We start from the raw sequence: 20828 nt of genomic DNA on the forward strand, positions 1-20828 counted from the left end.
GTGGCACGAGCGGCAAAACAGGACGCGCCTCAGCTTGTGCAATCGCGCCCTTGAAGCGCCCAGAGCTGGATGTCGCGCTTCACCTTCGTGCTGAGTTCGGTCGACATCGCATAGTTGCGCGTCACGATCAGCGTGTTGTCGTTGTATTTGTGGAACTGGATCTCGAAGAGCGGCGGGCCATCGCCCGGCTCGAAAAGCTTGACGTTCGGATAGCCTTCCGGGCTTTGCGCGTCTTCGCCGGGGTAACGCTCGCCGGCCTCGTAACGATAGCCGGCAAGCGTCTCGCCCGCGCCAAACCAGCACAGCTTCATCTTCTCGATGAAAGTTTGCAGCACCTGCGGAGGCGGGCCGAAGGAAAGCCGCTGCGGCTCCGATCCGATCAGGCTGTCAACGGCGGGATCCTTCCGCGCGCAACCCTGAGGGATGAAAGCCAAAGCAATGAGAAGCGTAATGCGAAGCCACAAACAAGCCCCCTGACAAGAGATCCCCTGTGCCATTGGGCCCGTTCGTGGCGAAACTTAGGCCCCTGCGGGGTTTGCCGCGCCGCCGCACAGATTTCTGGATGGAAACGCCCATCGCCGTGAACTCCGGCGCGGAATTTCCAGGCTCAGCGCGTGCGTGACGGCGGAGCGAGTTGCGCGATCAGCTTCTTGACGCCGATCTGCCGATGCCGCCGGTGCCGCTCGGCGGTGACGATGCCCTTGAGGACGGCAAGGCTCTCATCCACGTCGCGGTTCACCAGCACATAGTCGTAATCGCCCCAATGCGAGATTTCGGCTTCCGCGCCTTCCAGACGAGCCTCGATGACATGCTGCGCATCCGTCCCGCGCGAATGGATGCGCCGGGAAAGTTCCTCGCCGGACGGCGGCAGGATGAACACACGAACCGCATCTTCGGGCAGAAGCGCCGCGATGGAGGCCGCGCCCTGCCAATCGACGTCGAAAAGCATGTCCCGCCCTTCCGCGAGCGCCGCCTTCACCGGCTCTGCGGGCGTTCCGTAAAAATTGCCGAAGACCTCGGCCCATTCGAGAAGCTCGCCCGCATCGCGCATGCCGTCGAAACGGTCGCGCGTGACGAAATAATAGTCCACCCCGTCCGCCTCCTGCGGCCGCGGCGGGCGCGTGGTGACGGACACCGAATGCCCGAGCGCCCCATCGGCGGCGAGAAGAAGCCGCGCGAGCGTGGTCTTTCCCGCGCCGGACGGCGAAGAGAGGATGAGGCAAAGGCCGCGCCGGTCAGGCGTCGCAGTAGGATCGCTGTTCACGTTGAACTTTCCAAAGAAACACAAGACCGATTTAGAGCGCCTTCGGCGTTTTTGAAAGCGGAACGTTTTGACTTTCGGGAGAAAGACGGTGGCTGCGCCCGCGTCTGCCGAGCGCTGGACGTCTCGCCAGCTCGCAAGATCGTCCGGCCTCTCGATACGCCGCTTTTCCCGCCGCAACGCCTTGCCCGGATGCTCGAAGCCCCGCCGCGTGGCCCCGCTGCGGCCCGAAGCGGGGCGAGCATGCCTTGCGCTTGCACGGGGTTTCGGGCGCAAGGCAGTCCGCGAGCCGGATCAAACGGGCGATAAAGACGCTGCGTCCCGTTGGCGAGACGCGGGTGCGATCAGCGATTCGGATTGCGCTGCGGCAGAGGGATGTCGACGCCCTGAAGCTTGTCGAGCGCCACCGCATCGGCGGCCGTGTCGGCCGTCCTCTCCTCGCGCTGGTTTCGCTCTATGACGCGCCAGCGGGCGACATTCTTTTGATGGTCGCCGTAATTCTCCGCGAAGACATGCGCGCCCGTGCCGTCGGCGACGAAGAAAAGATCCGCGCTCTTCGCAGGCTTCAGGACGGCCTCGATGGCGGCGCGGCCCGGATTTGCGATCGGCGTCGGCGGGAGCCCGGCGTTGCGATAAGTGTTGTAGGGGTTCGTCTCGTCGTCCAGCTCGCTTCTAAGGATCGGGCGTCCGAGCGTGCCCTTGCCGCCGCTGGCGCCGTAGATGATGGTCGGGTCGGCCTCCAGACGCATGCGCTTCTTCAGGCGGTTCAGGTAGACGGCCGCCACCCGTGGACGCTCGTCGGCCCTGCTCGCCTCCTTCTCCACGATGGCCGCGAGGTTGATGACCTGTTCGGGCGTGGTCAATGCCAGCTCGCGCGAGCGGGTCGGCCAAAGCCCTTCGATGAACTTCTTTTGCTCGCCCTGCATGCGCCGGATGAGTTCGTCGCGCGACGTGCCGCGCGCAAACCGGTATGTGTCGGGAAGCAGGCTCCCTTCCGGGGGAATCTCAAGGATATCGCCAACGAGATCCGGGTTCGATTTCAGCCGTTCGACAACCTGAAAGCTCGTCAGCCCTTCCGGTATCGAAACGCTATAGAGAATCGATTTTCCCTCGACGAGCGTGTCGAGCACGTCACGCAGACTCGCCTCTGCCTTGATGTTGTATTCGCCTGCCTTGATCTTGTCGTGAACCTTGAAATAGCGCGAGGCGATGAAGAACGTCCATCGGTCGTTGATGATGCCGTCCTGTTCGAGGCGGCGGGCGATCGCGCTGACGCCCTCTCCCCGCGGCACGACGAATACGGTCGGATAGGCGAGCGGACCGGGCTTGTCGAACTGCAGACGCACGACGTAGGACACCGTGCCAACGGCGATCAGAAGGACGAGGACGAGCGTCAGAAGACGATTCAGAAAGACGACGATAGGGTTTTGGCGGCGTCCCCGGCTGCCCTCGGGGGGCTCGGGTGCGCGCTCGGGTTCGAGCGCTTCCGACGGGCTTCGCGGCAGGACGGAGTAATCCCGCTGGCCGCGATAGGCGGCATTCTGCTTCGAGTAGCGGTTGTTTCCATTCGCGTTGTAAAAGTCGCTCGGCATGTGATCCGACTACTCAGTGACCCCAACGGTTCATTCAGCAATGTATTATGGCAAAAGAGTGTAGAGCGTTCCTCAACGACACAGGCGGGATGACATGAAAGACCACAAGCATGCGCGGACGAGCGGGCGAGGCGCGGGGCGCGCCCCCGGCCGCAGCCGCGTCAGGCGACGCGGCGCAGAATGAGGCTGGCGTTGGTGCCCCCAAATCCGAAGGAATTCGATAACACCGTATCGATACGCTTTTCCTTCGCCTTGTGCGGCACGAGGTCTATGGCGGTCTCGACGGACGGATTGTCGAGGTTGATCGTCGGCGGGCAAACCTGATCGCGAATCGCCAGCGCCGAGAAGATCGCTTCCACCGCTCCGGCCGCGCCGAGCAGGTGCCCCGTCATCGACTTTGTCGACGACATCGCGGCGTTTGCAGCATGGTTGCCGAGCAGGCGCTCGACAGCGCCGAGTTCGATCCCGTCCGCCATCGTGGACGTGCCGTGAGCGTTGATATAGTCGATATCCGACGCACCGATCCCTGCGCGCTTGAGGGCGGCGGCCATGCAGCGATAGGCGCCATCGCCGTCTTCCGAAGGGGCGGTGATATGGTACGCGTCGCCAGACAGGCCGTAGCCGATGATTTCGGCGTAGATCTTCGCCCCGCGCGCCTTGGCGTGCTCATATTCTTCAAGGACGACGACGCCGGCGCCCTCGCCCATCACGAAGCCGTCGCGGTCCCTGTCGTAGGGGCGCGAAGCGCGTTCGGGATCGTTGTTGAAATCGGTGGCGAGCGCCTTGCAGGCCGCGAAGCCCGCGAGCGCCAGACGGCAGAGCGGGCTCTCGGTCCCGCCAGCGACCATGACGTCGGCATCGCCGAGCGCGATAAGGCGCGAAGCATCGCCGATGGCGTGCGCGCCGGTCGAACAGGCCGTAACCACGGCGTGGTTCGGTCCCTTGAGACCATGTTTGATGGAAACGTAGCCGGACGCCAGATTGATGAGACGGCCCGGAATGAAGAACGGGCTGATGCGCCGCGGACCCTTGTCGCGAATGACGTTCGACGCGACTTCGATGCCCTGGAGGCCGCCGATGCCGGAACCGATAAGGACGCCAGTGCTGGTTTGTTCTTCTTCGGTCTTGGGCGCCCAGCCTGCGTCGGCGAGCGCCTGATCGGCCGCCGAGATAGCGAAGACGATGAAATCGTCGACCTTCCGCTGTTCTTTCGGCTCCATCCAGTCATCGGGGTTGAACTCCCCGGCGCCGGTGCCGCGCGGAATGAAACAGCCAATCTGGCACGCGAGGTCCGAAACCTCGAAGTCGGTGACCCGGCGCGCTCCGCTCTTGCCAGCGAGGATATTCGACCAGGCGTGATCCGTCCCGGTGCCCACAGGCGTAACCAGCCCGATGCCAGTGATAACGACCCGCCGCATCTTGCCCTCCGAATTTACTGATCAAGGCTGTCGCGCAAAACTACGTCTTCACCGTCAAACGGCTGGAGGCAGAAACCTCCGCCGCGACGGTGGACGCCATGCGCCGCTCTTGCGAGCCGCTTAGGCCTTCGTGGAATGGCTTTCCAGGAAGCGGATGGCATCGCCGACGGTCTGGATCGTCTCAGCGGCATCGTCCGGGATTTCCACACCGAATTCTTCCTCGAACGCCATCACGAGTTCGACCGTGTCCAGGCTGTCCGCGCCGAGATCGTCGATGAAGCTGGCATTTTCAGTGACCTTGTCGGCTTCGACGCCAAGATGTTCGATGACGATTTTTTTAACGCGGTCCGAGATATCGCTCATTTTTTCCTCACGGTTCCCCAAGTGATCAAGCGCCTAACTTTACTTCGATTAAGCACAGTAGCTTTCTATTCCGCAACACATCGGACTTCGACTGCACCCGGGCGCGAGGTGGCTGGTAGCATTGAAGCTTTGGAGGGGGAAGCCCTTTTTTGGGGCATCGCCACCCACTTTCCACCTTATCTTTAACTTGCGCGCCTAGAAGTTTTCTGTCCGGGTGATTGGCACGGTCTCAGACCATGACCATACCACCGTTTATGTGGAGCGTTTCTCCGGTAATATAGCGGGCTTCCCCGCTTGCCAGAAACACCACAGCGGCGGCGATGTCCTCCGGCTTGCCAAACACGCCGGCCGGGATCGTGGCGGCAATCGCCTCCGTCTGTTTTTCATTCAGCGCGTGTGTCATCGGCGTCTCGATGAAGCCCGGAGCGATGCAGTTGGCGGTGATGTTGCGCGAGGCGACCTCGCGCGCGAGCGACTTCGTCATACCGACGAGCCCCGCCTTGGACGCTGCATAATTCCCCTGCCCCGGATTGCCGATCACGCCGGAGATGGACGCGATGTTGACGATTCGGCCGTAACGCTTCTTCATCATGTTACGGAGCGCCGCGCGGCAGAGAATGAAGGACGACGTGAGGTTGACGGCGATGACGTCGTCCCACTCCTCGTCCTTCATGCGCATGAACAGGTTGTCCTTGGTGATGCCCGCGTTGTTCACCAGAATGTCGAGCTGACCCATGGCGGCTTCCGCCTGGCCGACAAGCGCGGCGACCTGCGCGCGGTCCTTGAGGTCACACGGGAGCACATGCACGCGGCTGCCGATCCGGCCCGCAACTTCGTCGAGCTTCTCGCGACGCGTGCCCGACAGCGCCACCGTGGCGCCTTGCGCATGCAGCGCGACAGCCACAGCTTCGCCGATGCCGCCAGATGCGCCGGTGACGAGCGCGAATTTCCCAGTCAAATCGAACATAGAGGCCATTCCCGCTTTGCCGTCAGCCTTCGCCGCGCGCCTTCAACCAGTCGCCGAAGGACTTGATGTCGTCCGCCGTGCCCACCGCGCGCGCATCCGCTTCGCTGCGGATACGCTTCGCAAGCCCCGTCAGAACCTTGCCCGCGCCGATTTCGAACAGCGTGGCGACACCGTGGTCGACCATGTACGCCACCGATTCGCGCCAGCGTACAACGCCTGTGACCTGTTCGACCAGAAGCGATCTTATCAGAGATGGATCGGAAACGGGAGCCGCCGTAACGTTCGTCACGACCGGCACTTCGGGAACCTTCAGGTCGAGTGCCGCAAGCGCGGTCGCCATCCGGTCGGCCGCGGGGCTCATCAGCGCACAATGGAAAGGCGCGCTGACGGGCAGCGGAACGGCGCGGCGAATGCCGTATTCGGGCGCAAGCTTCGCGGCGCGATCCATCGCGGCCTTCGTGCCTGAAATAACGATCTGGCCGGGCGCGTTGTCGTTCGCAACCTGCGAAACCTCGCCATCGGCAGCGGCGGCCGCGAGCTTCTTCGCGGGTTCGATCTCGGCGCCCAGAAGCGCCAGCATCGCACCCTGCCCTTGCGGCACGGCTTCCTGCATCGCTGTGCCGCGCAATCTGAGAAGCCGCGCGGCTTCAGCGACGGAAAACACGCCGGCGGCCGCAAGCGCGGAATATTCGCCGAGCGAATGCCCGGCGACGTAGACGGGCTTGATCGCCTCCCAGCCGTACTCATCCTTCAGAACGGCGAACGCGGCGAGCGAAACCGCCATCAGCGCGGGTTGCGCGTTGAAGGTGAGCGTCAGCGTCGCCTCGGGGCCTTCCCACATGAGAGCGGACAGCTTTTCTCCGAGCGCCTCGTCGACCTCATCGAAGACGGCGCGAGCCACAGCGAAGTTCTGCGCCAGATTCTGGCCCATGCCGACAGTCTGACTGCCCTGGCCTGGAAATGTAAAAGCGAAGGTCATGCGGTTTTCGCGTCGTCAATCGCGGACAAAATTTTGCGTGATCGCGGTTAAGTCGTTCACGGCTCGTGGCGCCAGAGACACGTTTCCAAGCAGGCTGTCAAGGGCGCACGATCAACCGCCGCCGCGCCATTTTCGCGCCCGCAGCAGGCAACCCAGAGTGCGAAATGTCGAAGACAACGCCCGACAAGCAAAGGTGTTGCACAGCGCGCGCTTTCTCTTATAGTGCGCGCACCGTCCGGTTTGAGGCTGAACGGAACCGGGAGGCTATTCCCTGAAGAAACGCAAGCTTATGTCCGTTTCGACCGGATCGTCTTTCGAGGCGGCTTCGCTGCCGTGGTTCCCGTGTCTCTGCTCTGCTTAAGATCCTTCTGGCCTTTCAAGGCTTGACGGGGGCTCTGCGCCGGACTTTACGTTCAACAGGGAAAGGCCGTTATGCCACTTTACGAGCATACCTTTCTTGCGCGTCAGGATGTCACGGCGCAGCAAGTGACAGGTCTTATCAACACCTACAAGGCCGTTATCGAAGAGAACGGCGGCAAGGTGTCGAAGACCGAATATTGGGGTCTGAAATCGACCGCCTACAAGATCAAGAAGAATCGTCGCGCGCATTATGCGTTCTTCAATATCGACGCGCCCCATCAGGCGGTGCTCGAAATGGAACGCCAGATGGGCATCTCCACCGACATTCTCCGCTTCCTGACGGTGCGGGTCGAGGAACTCGACGAAAAGCCGTCCATCCAGATGCGCAAGCAGGACGAGCGCGACCGTGAACGCGGCGACCGCGACCGTGGCGGCGATCGTGGCCCGCGCGGCCCGCGTCGCGACTTCGGCGGCGGCGGGTTCCGTGAGGGCGGCGATCGTGGCGGCTTCTCGCGCGATGGCGAAGGCGGCGGCCAGCGCTTCGGCGCCCGTCCTCCTCGGTCTGAAACCGCTGCGGCGGGAGGTGAAGAATGAGCATGCAAGGCACCAGCGGCGGCGCTCGCCGCCCGTTCTACCGCCGTCGCAAGACCTGCCCCTTCTCGGGCGAGAACGCGCCGGTCATCGATTACAAGGACGTGCGTCTTCTTCAGCGCTTCGTTTCGGAGCGTGGGAAGATCGTGCCGAGCCGCATCACGGCGGTGTCCGCGAAGAAGCAGCGCGAACTGGCCAAGGCCATCAAGCGCGCGCGCTTCCTCGGCCTTCTGCCCTACGTGCTGAAATAGGAGCGAGGCGATATGCAAGTTGTTCTTCTTCAGCGCATCGGCCGCCTGGGTCAGATGGGCGACGTCGTGAAGGTGCGCCCGGGTTTCGCGCGCAACTACCTGCTTCCGCAGGGCAAGGCGCTCCGCGCCACCAAAGAAAACCTCGTTCGCTTCGAAAAAGAGCGTGCGCAGCTTGAGGCTCACAACCTCGAACGCAAGCAGGAAGCCGAAGCGGTCGCAAAGAAGCTCGACGGTCAGCGCGTCATCGTGATCCGGCAGGCGGGCGATTCAGGCCAGCTTTACGGTTCGGTGTCGACGCGCGATATCTCCGACGCCGTGACGGCCGCCGGCTTCACCGTCGATCGTGGTCAGGTGCTTCTCGATCACCCGATCAAGACGCTCGGCATCCATGAAGTGCGCGTAAGCCTCCACCCGGAAGTGTCGGTGAAGGTCTCCGTCAACGTGGCGCGCACGGAAGAAGAAGCCCTCCGTCAGGCCAAGGGCGAAGACGTGCTGCACGAGCGCGACGAATATGCCGCAGACTACGCTGCCGAGCAGGCAGCCATCGCGGCGGAGACCCTGTTCGACGGCGAAGAAGCCATCGAACAGTAACTTACGCAATAAACGTCGACTTATCCTTAGGGCGCAAGATTTTATCTTGCGCCCTTTTTCGTGTCGCACGCCTTATATTGCTCAGCGCATTTCTGCATGGCTGCATCCCAAAAACGCGAATTCTCCAGAAGTATAGTTGATCCGACTTTTGGCTAAGCCTAGCGTTTCGGCGCTGGCCCCGCGCCATTCGACGCCCGGCCTATAAAATCGCGAAAGAACAGCAAAAGAAGGTGTGGCCGTGACAGGATCGCGCGTGCTCAACCGTGCGCTTCGGAGCAAGATTATGTCTGCGACCGAAGCCGCGGCTCTTATTCCGGCAGGATCGAACGTAGGCATGAGCGGGTTTACCGGCTCCGGCTACCCGAAAGCAGTGCCACAGGCCCTCGCCGAACGCATCAACGCGCTCCATGCGGATGGCTTCGATTACAAGATCGGCGTATGGACCGGCGCCTCGACCGCCCCTGAACTCGACGGCGCTCTCGCTGCCGTCGACGGCATCGAGATGCGCCTTCCCTATCAGTCCGACCCGGCCTGTCGCGCCCGCATCAACGCGGGGCAGATGGATTACATCGACATCCACCTGTCGCATGTCGCGCAATTCGTGTGGTTCGGCTTCTACGGCAAGCTCGACGTCGCCGTCGTGGAGGTCGCGGGTGTCCTCGAAGACGGTCGGCTCATTCCGGCCACATCGATCGGCAACAACAAGACGTGGCTCGATCAGGCCGACAAGATCATCCTTGAAGTCAATAACCGCATCAACCCCGCCATGGAGGGGATGCACGACATCTATTACGGCACGGCGCTACCGCCGCACCGGAAGCCCATCCCGCTTGTGACGCCGGCCGACCGCATCGGCGAGCCATATTTCCGCTGCGATCCCTCGAAAATCATCGGCATCGTCGAAACCCACGCCTTCGATCGCAACTCGGCTTTCACGCCGCCCGACGAAACATCGCGCCTCATCGCCGGCCACATCCTGGACTTCCTCGCGCACGAGGTCAAAAAAGGGCGCATGCCCGAGAACCTGCTGCCGCTGCAATCGGGCGTCGGCAATACCGCGAATGCGGTCATGGCGGGGCTTGAGCAGGGCCAGTTCGATAACCTCACTGCGTATACCGAGGTGCTTCAGGACGGCATGCTGCACCTTCTCAAGAGCGGCAAGATGAACTTCGCTTCCGCGACGGCGTTTTCGCTGAGCCCCGAAGCCGTGGAAGACTTCAACCGCGACGTCGATTTCTACCGTGAACGCGTTCTGCTGCGTCCGCAGGAAATTTCGAATCATCCGGAAGTGATCCGCCGCCTCGGCGTCATCGCGATGAACGGCATGATCGAGGCCGACATCTACGGCAACGTGAACTCCACGCACATTCGCGGCTCGTCGATCATGAACGGCATCGGCGGCTCGGGCGACTTCGCGCGCAATGCCTACCTGTCGTTCTTCATGACGCCGTCGACCGCGAAGAACGGCCAGCTTTCCTGCATCGTGCCGATGGTCAGCCACGTCGATCACACTGAGCACGACGTGCAGGTGATCGTGACCGAGCAGGGGCTTGCCGATCTGCGCGGTCTCACGCCGAAACAGCGGGCCAAGCTCATCATCGAAAACTGTTCGCACCCGAGCTATCGCCCGGCGCTGCAAGCCTATTACGATCGCGCGCTGCGCGAATCTCCGGGCCGCCATACGCCGCACATGCTGAACGAAGCTTTTTCGTTCATTCAAAGCTGGAAAGCGGAGAAGGCTGCGATGGAGGTGGAGAAAGCGATCCACTCCGGTCTCGCCGCGACGAAAGTCCCGGCCTGACGGCTTGGCGACTTCAAGGCCGGGGCGTATGTGGTCCCGGTATCGCCTTGCCGGCGACAAAATATCGGCTGATTTCAATGGCTCGAAAATCGCTTTGCGGCTTTCGGGCCATTTTTCTTGACCGTAGCGGTCACCATCGCAGCGCAATCGAGAGTGCCGACAGGCGCTTCGCGGGGGACGACCTCGTCCGCGCAAATCGAGAACCGGAGTTTTTCAACGCATGACCGCCGATCTGGCCGCTGTGTTGGCGTTACTCGCCATCACCGTGGCGATGTTCAGCCTCAATCGTCCCAGAATGGACGCCGTAGCGCTTATCATGATGACGGCCCTGCCGCTGACGGGCGTCATAACGATGAACGAGGCGCTGGCCGGATTCAGCGACCCTAACGTCATCCTCATCGCGGCGCTTTTCGTGATCGGCGAAGGGCTCGTGCGCACGGGCGTCGCCCAGCGTCTCGGCGATTCGCTCGCGAAAAGCGCGGGGCGGAACGAGACACGCATGATCGCTCTCCTGATGGTCATCGTGGCGGGCATCGGCGCTTTCATGAGTTCGACCGGCGTCGTCGCGATCTTCATTCCCGTCGTCCTGCGCATCGCGCAGAATTCGGGCGTGGCGCCGGGGCGCCTGCTGATGCCCCTCAGCATGGCCGCGCTCATCAGCGGCATGATGACACTCGTGGCGACCGCGCCGAACCTCGTCGTCAACAGCGAACTCGCGCGGCACGGACATGAGGGCTTCGGTTTCTTCGCCTTCACGCCCTTCGGCCTGCCTATCCTCATTCTGGCCGTGGGCTACATGGTCTTCGCGCGGCGCTGGCTCGTCTCCCGCATGGACGCGAACCTAAAGGCGACGATGCTTCCCCGCTTCGCGACCTGGGTAAGCGAATACAGCCTTGCCGGACGCGGGCACCGGCTCGCGATCATGGAAGGCTCGCCCCTCGCGGGCAAGCGCATCGACGAGCTTCGCCTGCGCGCGACCGCGGGCGTCGACATCATTGCCATCGAAAGGCGCAAGTATTTCAACCGGCAGACCTTGAAGCCCTCCGCGGACGTGCAGCTCGAATCGGGCGACATCCTTTTCGTCGCGACCGCCCCCGCCTCCGACATCGCGGCGTTCGCCCATGAAAATGCGCTGACGATCCTGCCGATCGAAGGCCGCGACTTCGCCGACCGGTCGCACGCGGTGGGCATGGCCGAGCTTATCGTCCCGGCCACATCGAAACTCATCGGCAAGACCATCGTCCAGGCGGCGATCCGCACGCATTACGGCCTGTCTGTGGTCGGGCTCAAGCGAGGCAAGAAGGCATTTGCCGGCAATCTTCGCGACGAGCCTCTGAAACTCGGGGACACGCTGCTCGTGGCCGGACCATGGCACGCGATCGAGCTTCTCCGGTCACCGGCTGACGATCTCGTTATTCTGAAGGTGGCCGCCGAAATCGACGAGCAGGTGCCGGCCGCGATGCGCGCGCCCTTCTCCCTCGGGGTTCTCGCCCTCGTCGTGGCCGCGATGATGACGGGGATCGTGCCGAACGTGCAGGCGGCGCTGATGGGCTGCCTTCTTCTCGGACTGTTTCGCTGCGTGGACATGAACGCCGCCTATCGTTCGATCCACTGGCAGACCCTTGTCGTCATCGTCGGGATGCTGCCCTTCTCGCTTGCGCTTCAGAAGACCGGCGGAATCGACCTCGCTTCCGGCTTGCTGATCGACGCGCTCGGCAACGCCCAACCGCATGTGATGCTGGCGGCCCTTTTCGCCGCGACCGCCGCGCTCGGGCTCTTCATATCGAACACCGCGACGGCGGTGCTGATGGCGCCTGTCGCATTGTCCGTTGCGGCGCAGCTTGGCGCGTCGCCCTATCCCTTCGTGATGACCGTGGCGCTTGCCGCATCGGCGGCGTTCATGACGCCCGTGTCGTCGCCGGTGAACACTCTGGTGGTCGGTCCCGGCAACTACACCTTCCTCGATTTCGTGCGGGTGGGCGTGCCCTTTACCCTCGCCGTCATGGTGATGGTGGTGATCCTCGTGCCGCTCGTGTTTCCGTTTCAGGCCGAGGCGCTGGTGGCGGCGCAATAAAAGCCCCAAGGCAAGGCGGCGCGGGTTTCCCCGCGCCGTCCCGGTCGAACTGCCCCGTGTCACCCCGAAGCAACTCGTCCCCCCAACAGGGTTACTGCACGCGTTTCCAGGTCCGCGACTTACAGATCAGGCCGCCCGCGACGCAGCCTTCAAGCTTCACTTCATCCTTGCTCACGGATGTCACATATCCGGTGTAGGTCTCGCCGTCCTCGCTGTTGTAGAGCTTGCCCTTCCACTTGTCCGAGCCCGACTTCGTCGCGCCGTTCATGAGCACGACGCCCGCCATGGAGCGTCCCTTGAGCTGCGGATTGGGGTTTGCGTCGTCCTTCTCACGGCCCTTGCCCGGCTTGACGACCTTCACGCAGATGCCGCCGCCACAGGAATATACCGAAACGATGCCGCCTGAATCCGCATCGCGCCATGTGCCGATGGCGTCTTCAGCGGCGGCATGGGCCGAAAGCGGCAATGCGACGGCAAGCACGCAAGCGCCCGCTATGGCGCGAATGCGCTGTCCCTTGATCATCTCCATCCCCTATTTTTTGCGTCTTATTCTGACAAAAATGTCAGTGTGAGGCTCACGCTATCACCGGCGGAAAATTCCTCAAGTCAAACTTCAGTTGAGGGGCGTTCTCCCGCACGCGCCGAGTCGGGTTGCGGCGCCTACACTGTCAAGGCACGGTTCGAAACGTTAAGGACTCTTCCAGCGGAATCATTCCGCTGTGCACGCATGGCGAATCGAAGGCGGGGCGCCTTTCGGGGCGGATCGCGAATCTGGTTTTATCGCGCCCATGAGACGCTCCCCCGCCCTTTCCGCCGTTCCTGCCAGGTCCGCCCTGGCGGAAAGCATAGAGTCCCTGCCGTTCCGGCAGGCCCCGCATAACATCGAGGCCGAGCAGGCGCTGCTCGGCGCGGTGCTGATCAACAACGAATCGTTCGACCGCGTATCCGGCTTTCTTGAGCCGAATCATTTCTTCGAGCCGCTCCATGGCCGCCTGTTCGAGGTCATGGGCAAGCTCATTCAGGCGGGCAAGCACGCCTCGCCGATCACGCTGAAGACCTTTTTCGACAACGAGCCGCCGATCGGCGAAATCACGGTCGCGCAATATCTCGGCCGCCTCGCCGCCGCCGCCACCACCATCATCAACGCGCAGGCCTATGGCCGCACGATCTACGATCTCGCCGTGCGCCGCGAACTCATCCTCATCGGCGAGGACATGGTGAATGTCGCTTACGATTCGCCCATCGAGCAGCCGCCGGAGCGCCAGATCGAGGAGGCCGAGCAGCGGCTCTACGATCTCGCCGACAAGGGCAAGTACGGCTCCGGCTTCATGTCCTTCGGCGATGCCACCATCGAAGCGGTCGAGATGGCGGCGCGCGCCTATGAGCGCGATGGTGGCCTGTCGGGCCTCTCATCCGGTCTGACCGACCTCGACAAGATGATGGGCGGCCTGCAAAATTCCGACCTGCTCGTGCTCGCGGGGCGCCCGTCGATGGGTAAGACGGCTCTCGCCACCAACATCGCCTTCAACGTGGCGAAGGCCTATCGCACGCGCCAGAAGGATGACGGCACCACCGAGGCCGTCGATGGCGCGGTCGTCGGCTTCTTCTCACTCGAAATGTCGTCCGAACAGCTCGCGACGCGTATTCTCGCCGAGCAGGCGCAGATCCCGTCCGAGAAGATCCGGCGCGGCAACATCTCCGACGTCGAGTTCCAGCGCCTCCAGCAGGCCGCGATGGAACTTCAGACGCTGCCGCTGTTCATCGACCACACGGGCGGCATTTCAATCGCGCAGCTTGCGGCGCGCGCCCGCCGTCTGAAGCGCCAGAAGGGCCTCGGCCTCATCATCGTCGACTACCTCCAGCTTCTGACGGGCTCCGCGAAGCGCTCGCAGGAAGGCCGCGTGCAGGAAGTTTCGGAAATCACGGTCGGCCTGAAGGCGCTGGCGAAGGAACTCGCGGTGCCGATCATCGCGCTGTCCCAGCTCTCGCGTCAGGTGGAAAACCGTGACGACAAGCGCCCGCAACTGTCAGACCTGCGCGAATCGGGCTCGATCGAACAGGATGCCGACGTCGTGATGTTCGTCTTCCGCGAAGAGTATTATGTTTCGCGGAAGGAGCCTTCGCTGACGAAGGTGGAAGAGCACCAGAAATGGCAGGATGAGATGGATCAGGTGCAGGGCCTCGCCGAGGTGATCATCGGCAAGCAGCGTCACGGTCCCACGGGCACGGTGCGGCTGCAATTCCAGTCCGACATCACGCGCTTCGGCGATCTCGCCGACGACCGCCGCGTGCCCGAGCGGTACGAATAGCCATGGTTGCGACGGGCATGGACACGGCATTTTCAGAGGCGGTCGAGCGGGCGCTCGCCGAGGCCCCGGCTTCCGCCAACGGTGTACTGATCATCAGGCTTCCGGCGCTTCGGCGAAACTATCGCCGCGCGGCCGAGGCCTCGCTCAAGGCCGAGACGGCGGCCGTGGTGAAGGCCGACGCTTATGGCCTTGGCATTCAGCCTGTTCTGTCGGCGCTGCAGAAGGAAACGGCCCGAACTTTCTTCGTCGCGACACTCGACGAGGCGCTCGCTCTGCGCGCCCTCGCGAACGACGCCACGATCTACACCCTGAACGGGCTCCTGCCGGGCACGTCCGCTGTCTACCGCGAAGCCAGGCTTCGCCCGGTGCTGAACAGCCTCGCCGAGGTCGAGGAATGGTCCGCCTACTGTCGGGAGCACGATACGCGGCTTCCCGCCGCGATCCAGTTCGACACGGGCATGTGCCGTGTCGGCCTCGAACCGGAGGCCGCCGATGCGCTGGCCGCCAGGCCGGAGCTGTTGCAGCCGTTCCGCCCCGCCGTGCTCATGAGCCATCTTGTGCACGCGGACGAACCGATGCACCCGTTCAATGAGGTTCAATTCAAGCGCTTCGAGGCGGTGACGTCGCTTTTTCCCGGCATCGCGAAGAGCCTCGTCAATTCGGCGGGCTGCCTGCTCCGCCGCAAATATCATCTCGACCTCGCCAGGCCCGGCATCGCGATCTATGGCGGCAATCCGCAGAAGGTGGAGCCGTCGCAGTTCGAGCCGGTCGTCTGGCTGTTCGGGCGCGTCGTGCAGGTGCGGCATGGTGAAAAGGGGTTCACCGTCGGCTATGGCGCGACAGAGACGCTGAAGCGCGACAGCCGTATCGCCACCGTCGGCGTCGGTTATGCGGACGGCTATTTCCGCGCGCTTTCCTCGTCCGACGAGAAGCCGGGCGCTGTTGGCCATATCGGCGAACACGCGCTTCCGCTTCTCGGCCGCGTATCCATGGACCTCACGACCTTCGACGCGACGGATGTGCCGCAGGCGCTCTTGAATCGCGGCGGCTTCGTCGAATTGCTTGGCGAAAAGACCACGGTGGACGACCTCGCGCGGATCACGGGCACCATCGGCTACGAAGTGCTGACCTCGCTCGGGCGGCGCTATCACCGCGTTTATGTCGATGAGTAAGGGCGCGGCGGATTACGTCTGCCAGTCCTGCGGAGCGGTGTCGCCGAAGTGGCAGGGCAAATGCCCCGCCTGCGGCGACTGGAACACGCTCGTGCAGGAAGCCGCAGCCGTGTCCGCGCCCGGCGGCGTCGGGCTGAAGGCGAAGCGGCGCGCGAAAGCATGTGCCGTCGAAAGCCTCGACGCGGAAGGCCGCGACGTACGCCGCATCTCGTCGGGCATCGGCGAACTTGACCGCGCGGTCGGCGACGGCTTCGCGCAGGGATCGGCGGTGCTTCTTTCGGGCGAGCCGGGCATCGGCAAATCCACACTCCTGTTGCAGGCCGCCGCTGCCATCGCCGAACAGGGTCACGGCTCGCTCTACTTTTCCGGCGAAGAGGCGACCGACCAGATTCGCCTGCGCGCCCACCGCCTGGGGCTCGCGAAAGCGCCGCTCGGCCTCGTGGCGGAAACCTGCGTCGAACGCATCCTCGCCACCATCGAGCAGGGCGCGCCCCCGGATTTCGTGGTGATCGACTCGATCCAGACGCTCTGGACCGAGAGCATCGAATCCGCGCCCGGCACCGTCAGCCAGGTGCGCGCGAGCATGCAGGCGCTGATCGCGCTGGCGAAGACGAAAGGACCCGTGATCGTCGTCGTCGGCCACGTCACGAAGGACGGCCAGATCGCCGGGCCCAAGGTGATCGAGCACATGGTCGACACCGTTCTCACCTTCGAGGGCGAGGGTGCGCACAATCTCCGCCTTCTTCGCGCGACCAAGAACCGATTCGGCGCCTCGAACGAGATCGGCGTCTTCGACATGCATGGCGACGGCCTTCGCGAGGTGTCGAACCCATCCGAGCTGTTCCTGAGCCTCGATCACTGCGACGCTGCGGGAAGCGCAATCTTCGCCGGGATCGAGGGCACCCGTCCGATCCTCGTCGAGGTGCAGGCATTGCTCGCGCCCTCGCCCTATGCCGCGCCGCGCCGTGCCGTCGTCGGCTGGGACACGAACCGCCTCGCGATGATTCTCGCCGTGCTTGAAGCGCGCTGCGGCGTCAAGATCGGCCCTCAGGACGTTTACCTGAACGTCGCCGGCGGCCTCCGCATCACCGAACCCGCCGCCGATATGGCCGTTGCCGCCGCGCTTTTGTCGGCATTTACCGGCATTGCCTTGCCCCGCGACGCGGTGTATTTCGGCGAAGTCGGACTGTCCGGGGCGCTGCGTCCCGTGCAGCAGATGAGTGTCCGATTGAAGGAGGCGCAGAAACTCGGCTTTCGCCAGGCTTACCTGCCATCGGCGGGAGAAATCTCCGCAAGCGGTCTTGCCGTCAAATTAACCCGGCTGCCACAATTGAAAGATTTGGCTACTCTTTTCGCGTAAACCGCCGTAGAAGGTGCATGCAATTGGCGCGATCTGCATGAAAGGGAAGGCTCATGCCGATTCAGGGGCTCGACATCATACTCGTTGCCATCATGATCTTTTCGGGCTTCCTCGCCATGCTGCGGGGCCTGACGCGCGAAATGCTGTCCATCATGTCCTGGGCTCTGGCGGCCATCGTGACGCTGCTCGCCTACTCGCACTTCAAGGAAGACGTGCGCGGCATGATCGATACGCCCATGCTCGCGGATGCGACGCTGATCGCGCTCGCCTTCATCACCAGCCTGATCCTGTTCAGCCTTCTCACCGCCAACATTTCGGAGCGCGTGCTCGACAGCCGCGTCGGAGCGGTGGACCGCACGCTTGGCTTCGTCTACGGCCTCGTGCGCGGGCTTATTTTGGTCGTGATCGCCTTTCTGATCGTAAGCCAGATCGTCGATCGCCCGAACTTGCCGCGATGGGTGCGCGAAGCGCGTTCGCTCCCGCTCATTGAAAGCACCGGCGATACCATTAAATCCTTGTTGCCCGACAACCCAGAGTCGCTGTTCAAACGTGACCGGCCAGCTTCGCCCGCGCCCGAAGCTGAACGGGGTTGAGGCCTTTCTGAAGGGCGCCCCTCCGGCCCCGCCGGAGACTGCTAAAAGGACGAAGCCAAGTGGACGAGATTGCCGGCATTCCGCCTTTGCCGACGGAGCCTTTCGGGCTGGCTGACGACAAGTTGCACGAAGAATGCGGCGTGTTCGGCGTTTTCAATCATCCCGAAGCCGCAGCGCTCACGGCGCTCGGACTTCACGCCCTTCAGCATCGCGGGCAGGAAGCGGCGGGCATCGTCACCTTCGACGGCACGCAGTTTCACGCGGAGCGCCGCCTCGGCCTCGTCGGCGATCACTTCAACCGCAAGGGCGTGATCGACAATCTGCGCGGCAATATGGCCGTCGGACATGTCCGTTATGCGACAGTCGGCGAAACCGCGCTCCGAAATGTGCAGCCGCTGTTCGCGGATCTCGACATCGGCGGGTGCGCCCTCGCCCATAACGGCAATCTCACCAACGCGCTGACGCTCCGTCGCGAACTCGTCTCCTCCGGCTCCATCTTCCAGTCCACCTCCGACACCGAAGTCATCGTCCATCTCATCGCGCGCAGCCGCGAGCGCCGCGACGGCTTCATGAGCCGCCTTTTCGACGCGCTTCGCCAGATCGAGGGCGCCTATGCCCTTGCCGCACTCACCCGCAAGCGGCTCATCGGCATCCGCGATCCGCTCGGCATTCGTCCGCTCGTCATCGGCAAGCTGGGCGACGCGACGATCCTCTCGTCCGAAACCTGCGCGCTCGACATCATCGGTGCCCAGTTCGTCCGCGAGGTGGAGAACGGCGAGGTTGTCGAAATCTCCGATCAGGGCATCGACAGTCACCGCGCCTTCCCGGCGCAGCCCGCGCGGCCCTGTATCTTCGAATATATCTATTTCGCGCGTCCCGATTCCATCATGGGCGGGCATTGCGTCTATGATGTGCGCAAGGGCCTCGGCCGCGAACTCGCCCGCGAAGCCCCCGCCGACGCCGATGTCGTCGTGCCCGTGCCGGACTCGGGTGTCCCCGCCGCCATCGGCTACGCCCATGAAGCGCGTATCCCGTTTGAACTCGGCATCATCCGAAACCACTATGTCGGACGAACCTTCATCGAGCCGGAGCAGCGTATCCGCAAGCTCGGCGTGAAGCTGAAGCACAACCCGACGCCGTCGATCAGCGTCGAAGGCAAGCGCATCGTGCTCATCGACGATTCCATCGTGCGCGGGACGACGTCGACCAAGATCGTCACCATGATGCGCGAACACGGCGCGCGCGAAGTGCACATGCGCATCGCCTGCCCGCCGATCAAATACCCCGACTTCTACGGCATCGACACGCCGGACACCGGAGCGCTCCTCGCCGCAAACCACGATGTGGAGGGCATGCGCCGCATTCTCGGCTGCGACAGTCTCGCTTTCCTCACGGTCGACGGCACCTATCGCGCGCTCGGACAGCCGCGCCGCGACCCGGACCAGCCGCAATTCACCGATCATTGCTTCACGGGCGATTATCCGACGAGGCTCCGCGACTGGGACGGCCCGGAACCGGGTCAGCAGCACCGGCTTTCGCTGATGGCGGTCTGATCTGAAGGCGAGCGCCTCCGATGAGGGAGCGCACCAATATCGTTTCTTCGCGCTTTCCGGCAGAAACCGTACGCAATCCCGAAAGCGCTCTCCAGGGTCGTGCCGCAATTCCGGCATGGCTCGGCGTTGTATGTTCAACAGTCGGTCGGACCGATCTAGCTCATGAATGGTTGAAAACGTGACATCCGAACCTTCCCTGCCGCGCTTCGACGGCAAAGTCGCGCTCGTGACAGGCGCCTCGCGCGGCATCGGCCGCGCCATCGCGAAAGCGCTCGCCCTTCAGGGGGCGCATGTGGTGGCCACGGCCCGAACGCAAGGCGCGCTCGAAGAACTTGACGACGAGGTGCGGGCGGCTGGTGGTGTACCGCTCTCCATCCTGCCGTTCGACCTCGACAAGCAGCTCGGCGAAATCGACACGCTCGGCCCGACGATCTACCAGCGCTGGCAGAAGCTCGACATCTTCGTCGGCAATGCCGGGCTGCTCGGTCCGCTTTCACCGCTCGGCCACATCAAGGAAGGCGACTGGGCGCTCACGCTCCAGATCAACCTCACGGCCAACTGGCGGCTGATTCGCACGCTCGATCCGGTTCTGAAGCTTTCGCCAGCGGGCCGCGTGCTGTTCGTCACCTCGGGCGCCGCTCAGCGCGCCCGCGCCTATTGGGGGCCGTATTCGGTATCCAAGGCGGGGCTCGACGCGTTGGCAAAGACCTATGCGCACGAAAACGCCTCGACGAACATCCGCGTGAACCTCCTCGATCCCGGCAAGATCCGCACCCACATGCGCGCGAAAGCCTATCCGGGCGAAGAGCCCAGCACGTTACCGCCACCGGACGTGCTCGTGCCGCTCGCGCTGTCGCTCCTGACGCCCGAAACGACCGCGTCGGGGGAGATCTTCACCTTTACGCCGGAAACGTCGCTCTAGCGTCGTCATCCTTCTTCATCGTGCGGCCTGCCTTCTTACATGAGAGGCAGGCTGCAACGTTTTGAGGAGCAGGTTTCATGGCGTCGAACCGTTCGATGAAGGAGAACAAGCTCGACGTGCGCACCGGCGGGCTGCTTCTGAGGCCGCTGGAGAAGGACGACCTGCTCTTCGTGCACAAGCTCGATAACAATTCGAGCATGATGCATTACTGGTTCGAGGAGCCTTACGAGGCTTATGTCGAGCTTCAGGAGCTTTACGAGAAGCACATCCACGACCAGAGCGAGCGCCGCTTCGTGGTCGAGGTGGAGGGCCAGCGGGTCGGCCTCGTGGAACTCGTCGAAATCAATTACATCCACCGCCGCGCCGAGTTCCAGATCATGATCGCGCCGGAGTTTCAGGGGCGCGGCTACGCGAAGAAGGCGACGAGCCTCGCGATGCAATACGCCTTCTCGACGCTCAATCTCTACAAGCTCTATCTCGTCGTGGACGCCGACAACGAGAAGGCCATCCACATTTACGAGCAGATGGGCTTCATCAAGGAAGGCGATCTTATCAAGGAATTCTTCGTGGAGGGCGAATATCACAACGCCCTTCGCATGTGCATCTTCCAGGACCAGTTCTTCCGCGATCACGCGCGAAGGAAATAGGGCTGCGTCCGAGACGACGCCGCG

General features: G+C 63.2%; 20 protein-coding genes. 12 read left to right on the top strand and 8 right to left on the bottom strand.

Annotated features, from left to right (window positions below; genetic code table 11):
- Nucleotides 1-29: 29 nt before the first annotated feature.
- From QM659_RS06605 to fabD, 7 genes are all read right to left on the bottom strand, one after another.
- Nucleotides 30-464, bottom strand: a complete 435-nt coding sequence (locus QM659_RS06605; protein WP_127075915.1) for a hypothetical protein — start codon at nucleotides 462-464, stop codon at nucleotides 30-32.
- Nucleotides 465-607: 143 nt separating this feature from the next.
- Nucleotides 608-1264 (bottom strand): guanylate kinase, encoded by a 657-nt coding sequence (gmk, locus tag QM659_RS06610; RefSeq protein WP_303486676.1) that lies wholly within the window; start codon nucleotides 1262-1264, stop codon nucleotides 608-610.
- A gap of 341 nt (nucleotides 1265-1605) precedes the next feature.
- Nucleotides 1606-2853, bottom strand: coding sequence for an endolytic transglycosylase MltG (gene mltG, locus QM659_RS06615; RefSeq protein ID WP_303486678.1), 1248 nt, complete (start codon nucleotides 2851-2853; stop codon nucleotides 1606-1608).
- Nucleotides 2854-3014: 161 nt separating this feature from the next.
- Nucleotides 3015-4271, bottom strand: a complete 1257-nt coding sequence (gene fabF, locus QM659_RS06620) for a beta-ketoacyl-ACP synthase II (protein WP_415187823.1) — start codon at nucleotides 4269-4271, stop codon at nucleotides 3015-3017.
- 120 nt (nucleotides 4272-4391) lie between these two features.
- Nucleotides 4392-4634: an acyl carrier protein gene (locus tag QM659_RS06625; protein WP_013418615.1), complete on the bottom strand. Its 243-nt coding sequence runs from the start codon at nucleotides 4632-4634 to the stop codon at nucleotides 4392-4394.
- Nucleotides 4635-4863: 229 nt separating this feature from the next.
- The gene (gene fabG / locus QM659_RS06630; protein ID WP_127075911.1) at nucleotides 4864-5601 is read right to left on the bottom strand and encodes a 3-oxoacyl-[acyl-carrier-protein] reductase; all 738 of its coding nucleotides are present in this window, start codon (nucleotides 5599-5601) and stop codon (nucleotides 4864-4866) included.
- Nucleotides 5602-5623: 22 nt separating this feature from the next.
- Nucleotides 5624-6580, bottom strand: a complete 957-nt coding sequence (gene fabD / locus QM659_RS06635; protein ID WP_127075910.1) for an ACP S-malonyltransferase — start codon at nucleotides 6578-6580, stop codon at nucleotides 5624-5626.
- 432 nt (nucleotides 6581-7012) lie between these two features.
- Between fabD and rpsF the strand changes: the two genes are divergently transcribed.
- The 5 genes from rpsF to QM659_RS06660 all read left to right on the top strand — a co-directional run bounded on the left by rpsF (nucleotide 7013) and on the right by QM659_RS06660 (nucleotide 12248).
- A complete protein-coding gene (gene rpsF, locus QM659_RS06640) occupies nucleotides 7013-7534 on the top strand; it encodes a 30S ribosomal protein S6 (RefSeq protein ID WP_415187824.1) in 522 nt (173 codons plus the stop codon).
- A complete protein-coding gene (gene rpsR / locus QM659_RS06645) occupies nucleotides 7531-7782 on the top strand; it encodes a 30S ribosomal protein S18 (RefSeq protein WP_127075908.1) in 252 nt (83 codons plus the stop codon). Before rpsF ends, rpsR begins: the two co-directional genes overlap by 4 nt.
- 12 nt (nucleotides 7783-7794) lie before the next feature.
- Nucleotides 7795-8373 carry a 50S ribosomal protein L9 gene (rplI, locus tag QM659_RS06650; protein ID WP_415187825.1) on the top strand — a complete coding sequence of 193 codons (579 nt, stop codon included), beginning with the start codon at nucleotides 7795-7797 and terminating at the stop codon, nucleotides 8371-8373.
- 283 nt (nucleotides 8374-8656) lie between these two features.
- Nucleotides 8657-10174, top strand: a complete 1518-nt coding sequence (locus tag QM659_RS06655; protein WP_415187826.1) for an acetyl-CoA hydrolase/transferase family protein — start codon at nucleotides 8657-8659, stop codon at nucleotides 10172-10174.
- A gap of 220 nt (nucleotides 10175-10394) precedes the next feature.
- On the top strand, nucleotides 10395-12248 hold the full coding sequence (locus tag QM659_RS06660) for an SLC13 family permease (protein WP_415187827.1): 1854 nt from the start codon (nucleotides 10395-10397) through the stop codon (nucleotides 12246-12248).
- A gap of 91 nt (nucleotides 12249-12339) precedes the next feature.
- On the opposite strand, the gene QM659_RS06665 is transcribed toward QM659_RS06660, so the two are convergent.
- Nucleotides 12340-12771, bottom strand: coding sequence for a DUF2147 domain-containing protein (locus QM659_RS06665; RefSeq protein ID WP_415187828.1), 432 nt, complete (start codon nucleotides 12769-12771; stop codon nucleotides 12340-12342).
- A gap of 265 nt (nucleotides 12772-13036) precedes the next feature.
- On the opposite strand from QM659_RS06665, the gene QM659_RS06670 reads away from it, so the two are divergent.
- From QM659_RS06670 to speG, 7 genes are all read left to right on the top strand, one after another.
- Nucleotides 13037-14557 (top strand): replicative DNA helicase, encoded by a 1521-nt coding sequence (locus QM659_RS06670; RefSeq protein ID WP_181952110.1) that lies wholly within the window; start codon nucleotides 13037-13039, stop codon nucleotides 14555-14557.
- Between the two features lie 2 nt (nucleotides 14558-14559).
- Nucleotides 14560-15729 (top strand): alanine racemase, encoded by a 1170-nt coding sequence (gene alr, locus QM659_RS06675; RefSeq protein WP_415187829.1) that lies wholly within the window; start codon nucleotides 14560-14562, stop codon nucleotides 15727-15729.
- On the top strand, nucleotides 15722-17089 hold the full coding sequence (radA, locus tag QM659_RS06680; protein WP_415187830.1) for a DNA repair protein RadA: 1368 nt from the start codon (nucleotides 15722-15724) through the stop codon (nucleotides 17087-17089). The genes alr and radA overlap by 8 nt, the downstream gene beginning before the upstream one ends.
- Before the next feature lie 53 nt (nucleotides 17090-17142).
- Entirely contained in the window at nucleotides 17143-17682 is a 540-nt protein-coding gene (locus QM659_RS06685) for a CvpA family protein (protein ID WP_303486698.1), read from the top strand.
- Between the two features lie 59 nt (nucleotides 17683-17741).
- Entirely contained in the window at nucleotides 17742-19235 is a 1494-nt protein-coding gene (gene purF / locus QM659_RS06690; RefSeq protein ID WP_127075901.1) for an amidophosphoribosyltransferase, read from the top strand.
- 178 nt (nucleotides 19236-19413) lie between these two features.
- Nucleotides 19414-20157: an SDR family NAD(P)-dependent oxidoreductase gene (locus QM659_RS06695; protein WP_303486700.1), complete on the top strand. Its 744-nt coding sequence runs from the start codon at nucleotides 19414-19416 to the stop codon at nucleotides 20155-20157.
- Nucleotides 20158-20234: 77 nt separating this feature from the next.
- Nucleotides 20235-20804 carry a spermidine N1-acetyltransferase gene (gene speG, locus QM659_RS06700; protein ID WP_127075899.1) on the top strand — a complete coding sequence of 190 codons (570 nt, stop codon included), beginning with the start codon at nucleotides 20235-20237 and terminating at the stop codon, nucleotides 20802-20804.
- Nucleotides 20805-20828 lie beyond the last annotated feature (24 nt).

Source organism: Rhodomicrobium sp., from assembly GCF_047605405.1.
GTDB lineage: Bacteria > Pseudomonadota > Alphaproteobacteria > Rhizobiales > Rhodomicrobiaceae > Rhodomicrobium > Rhodomicrobium lacus.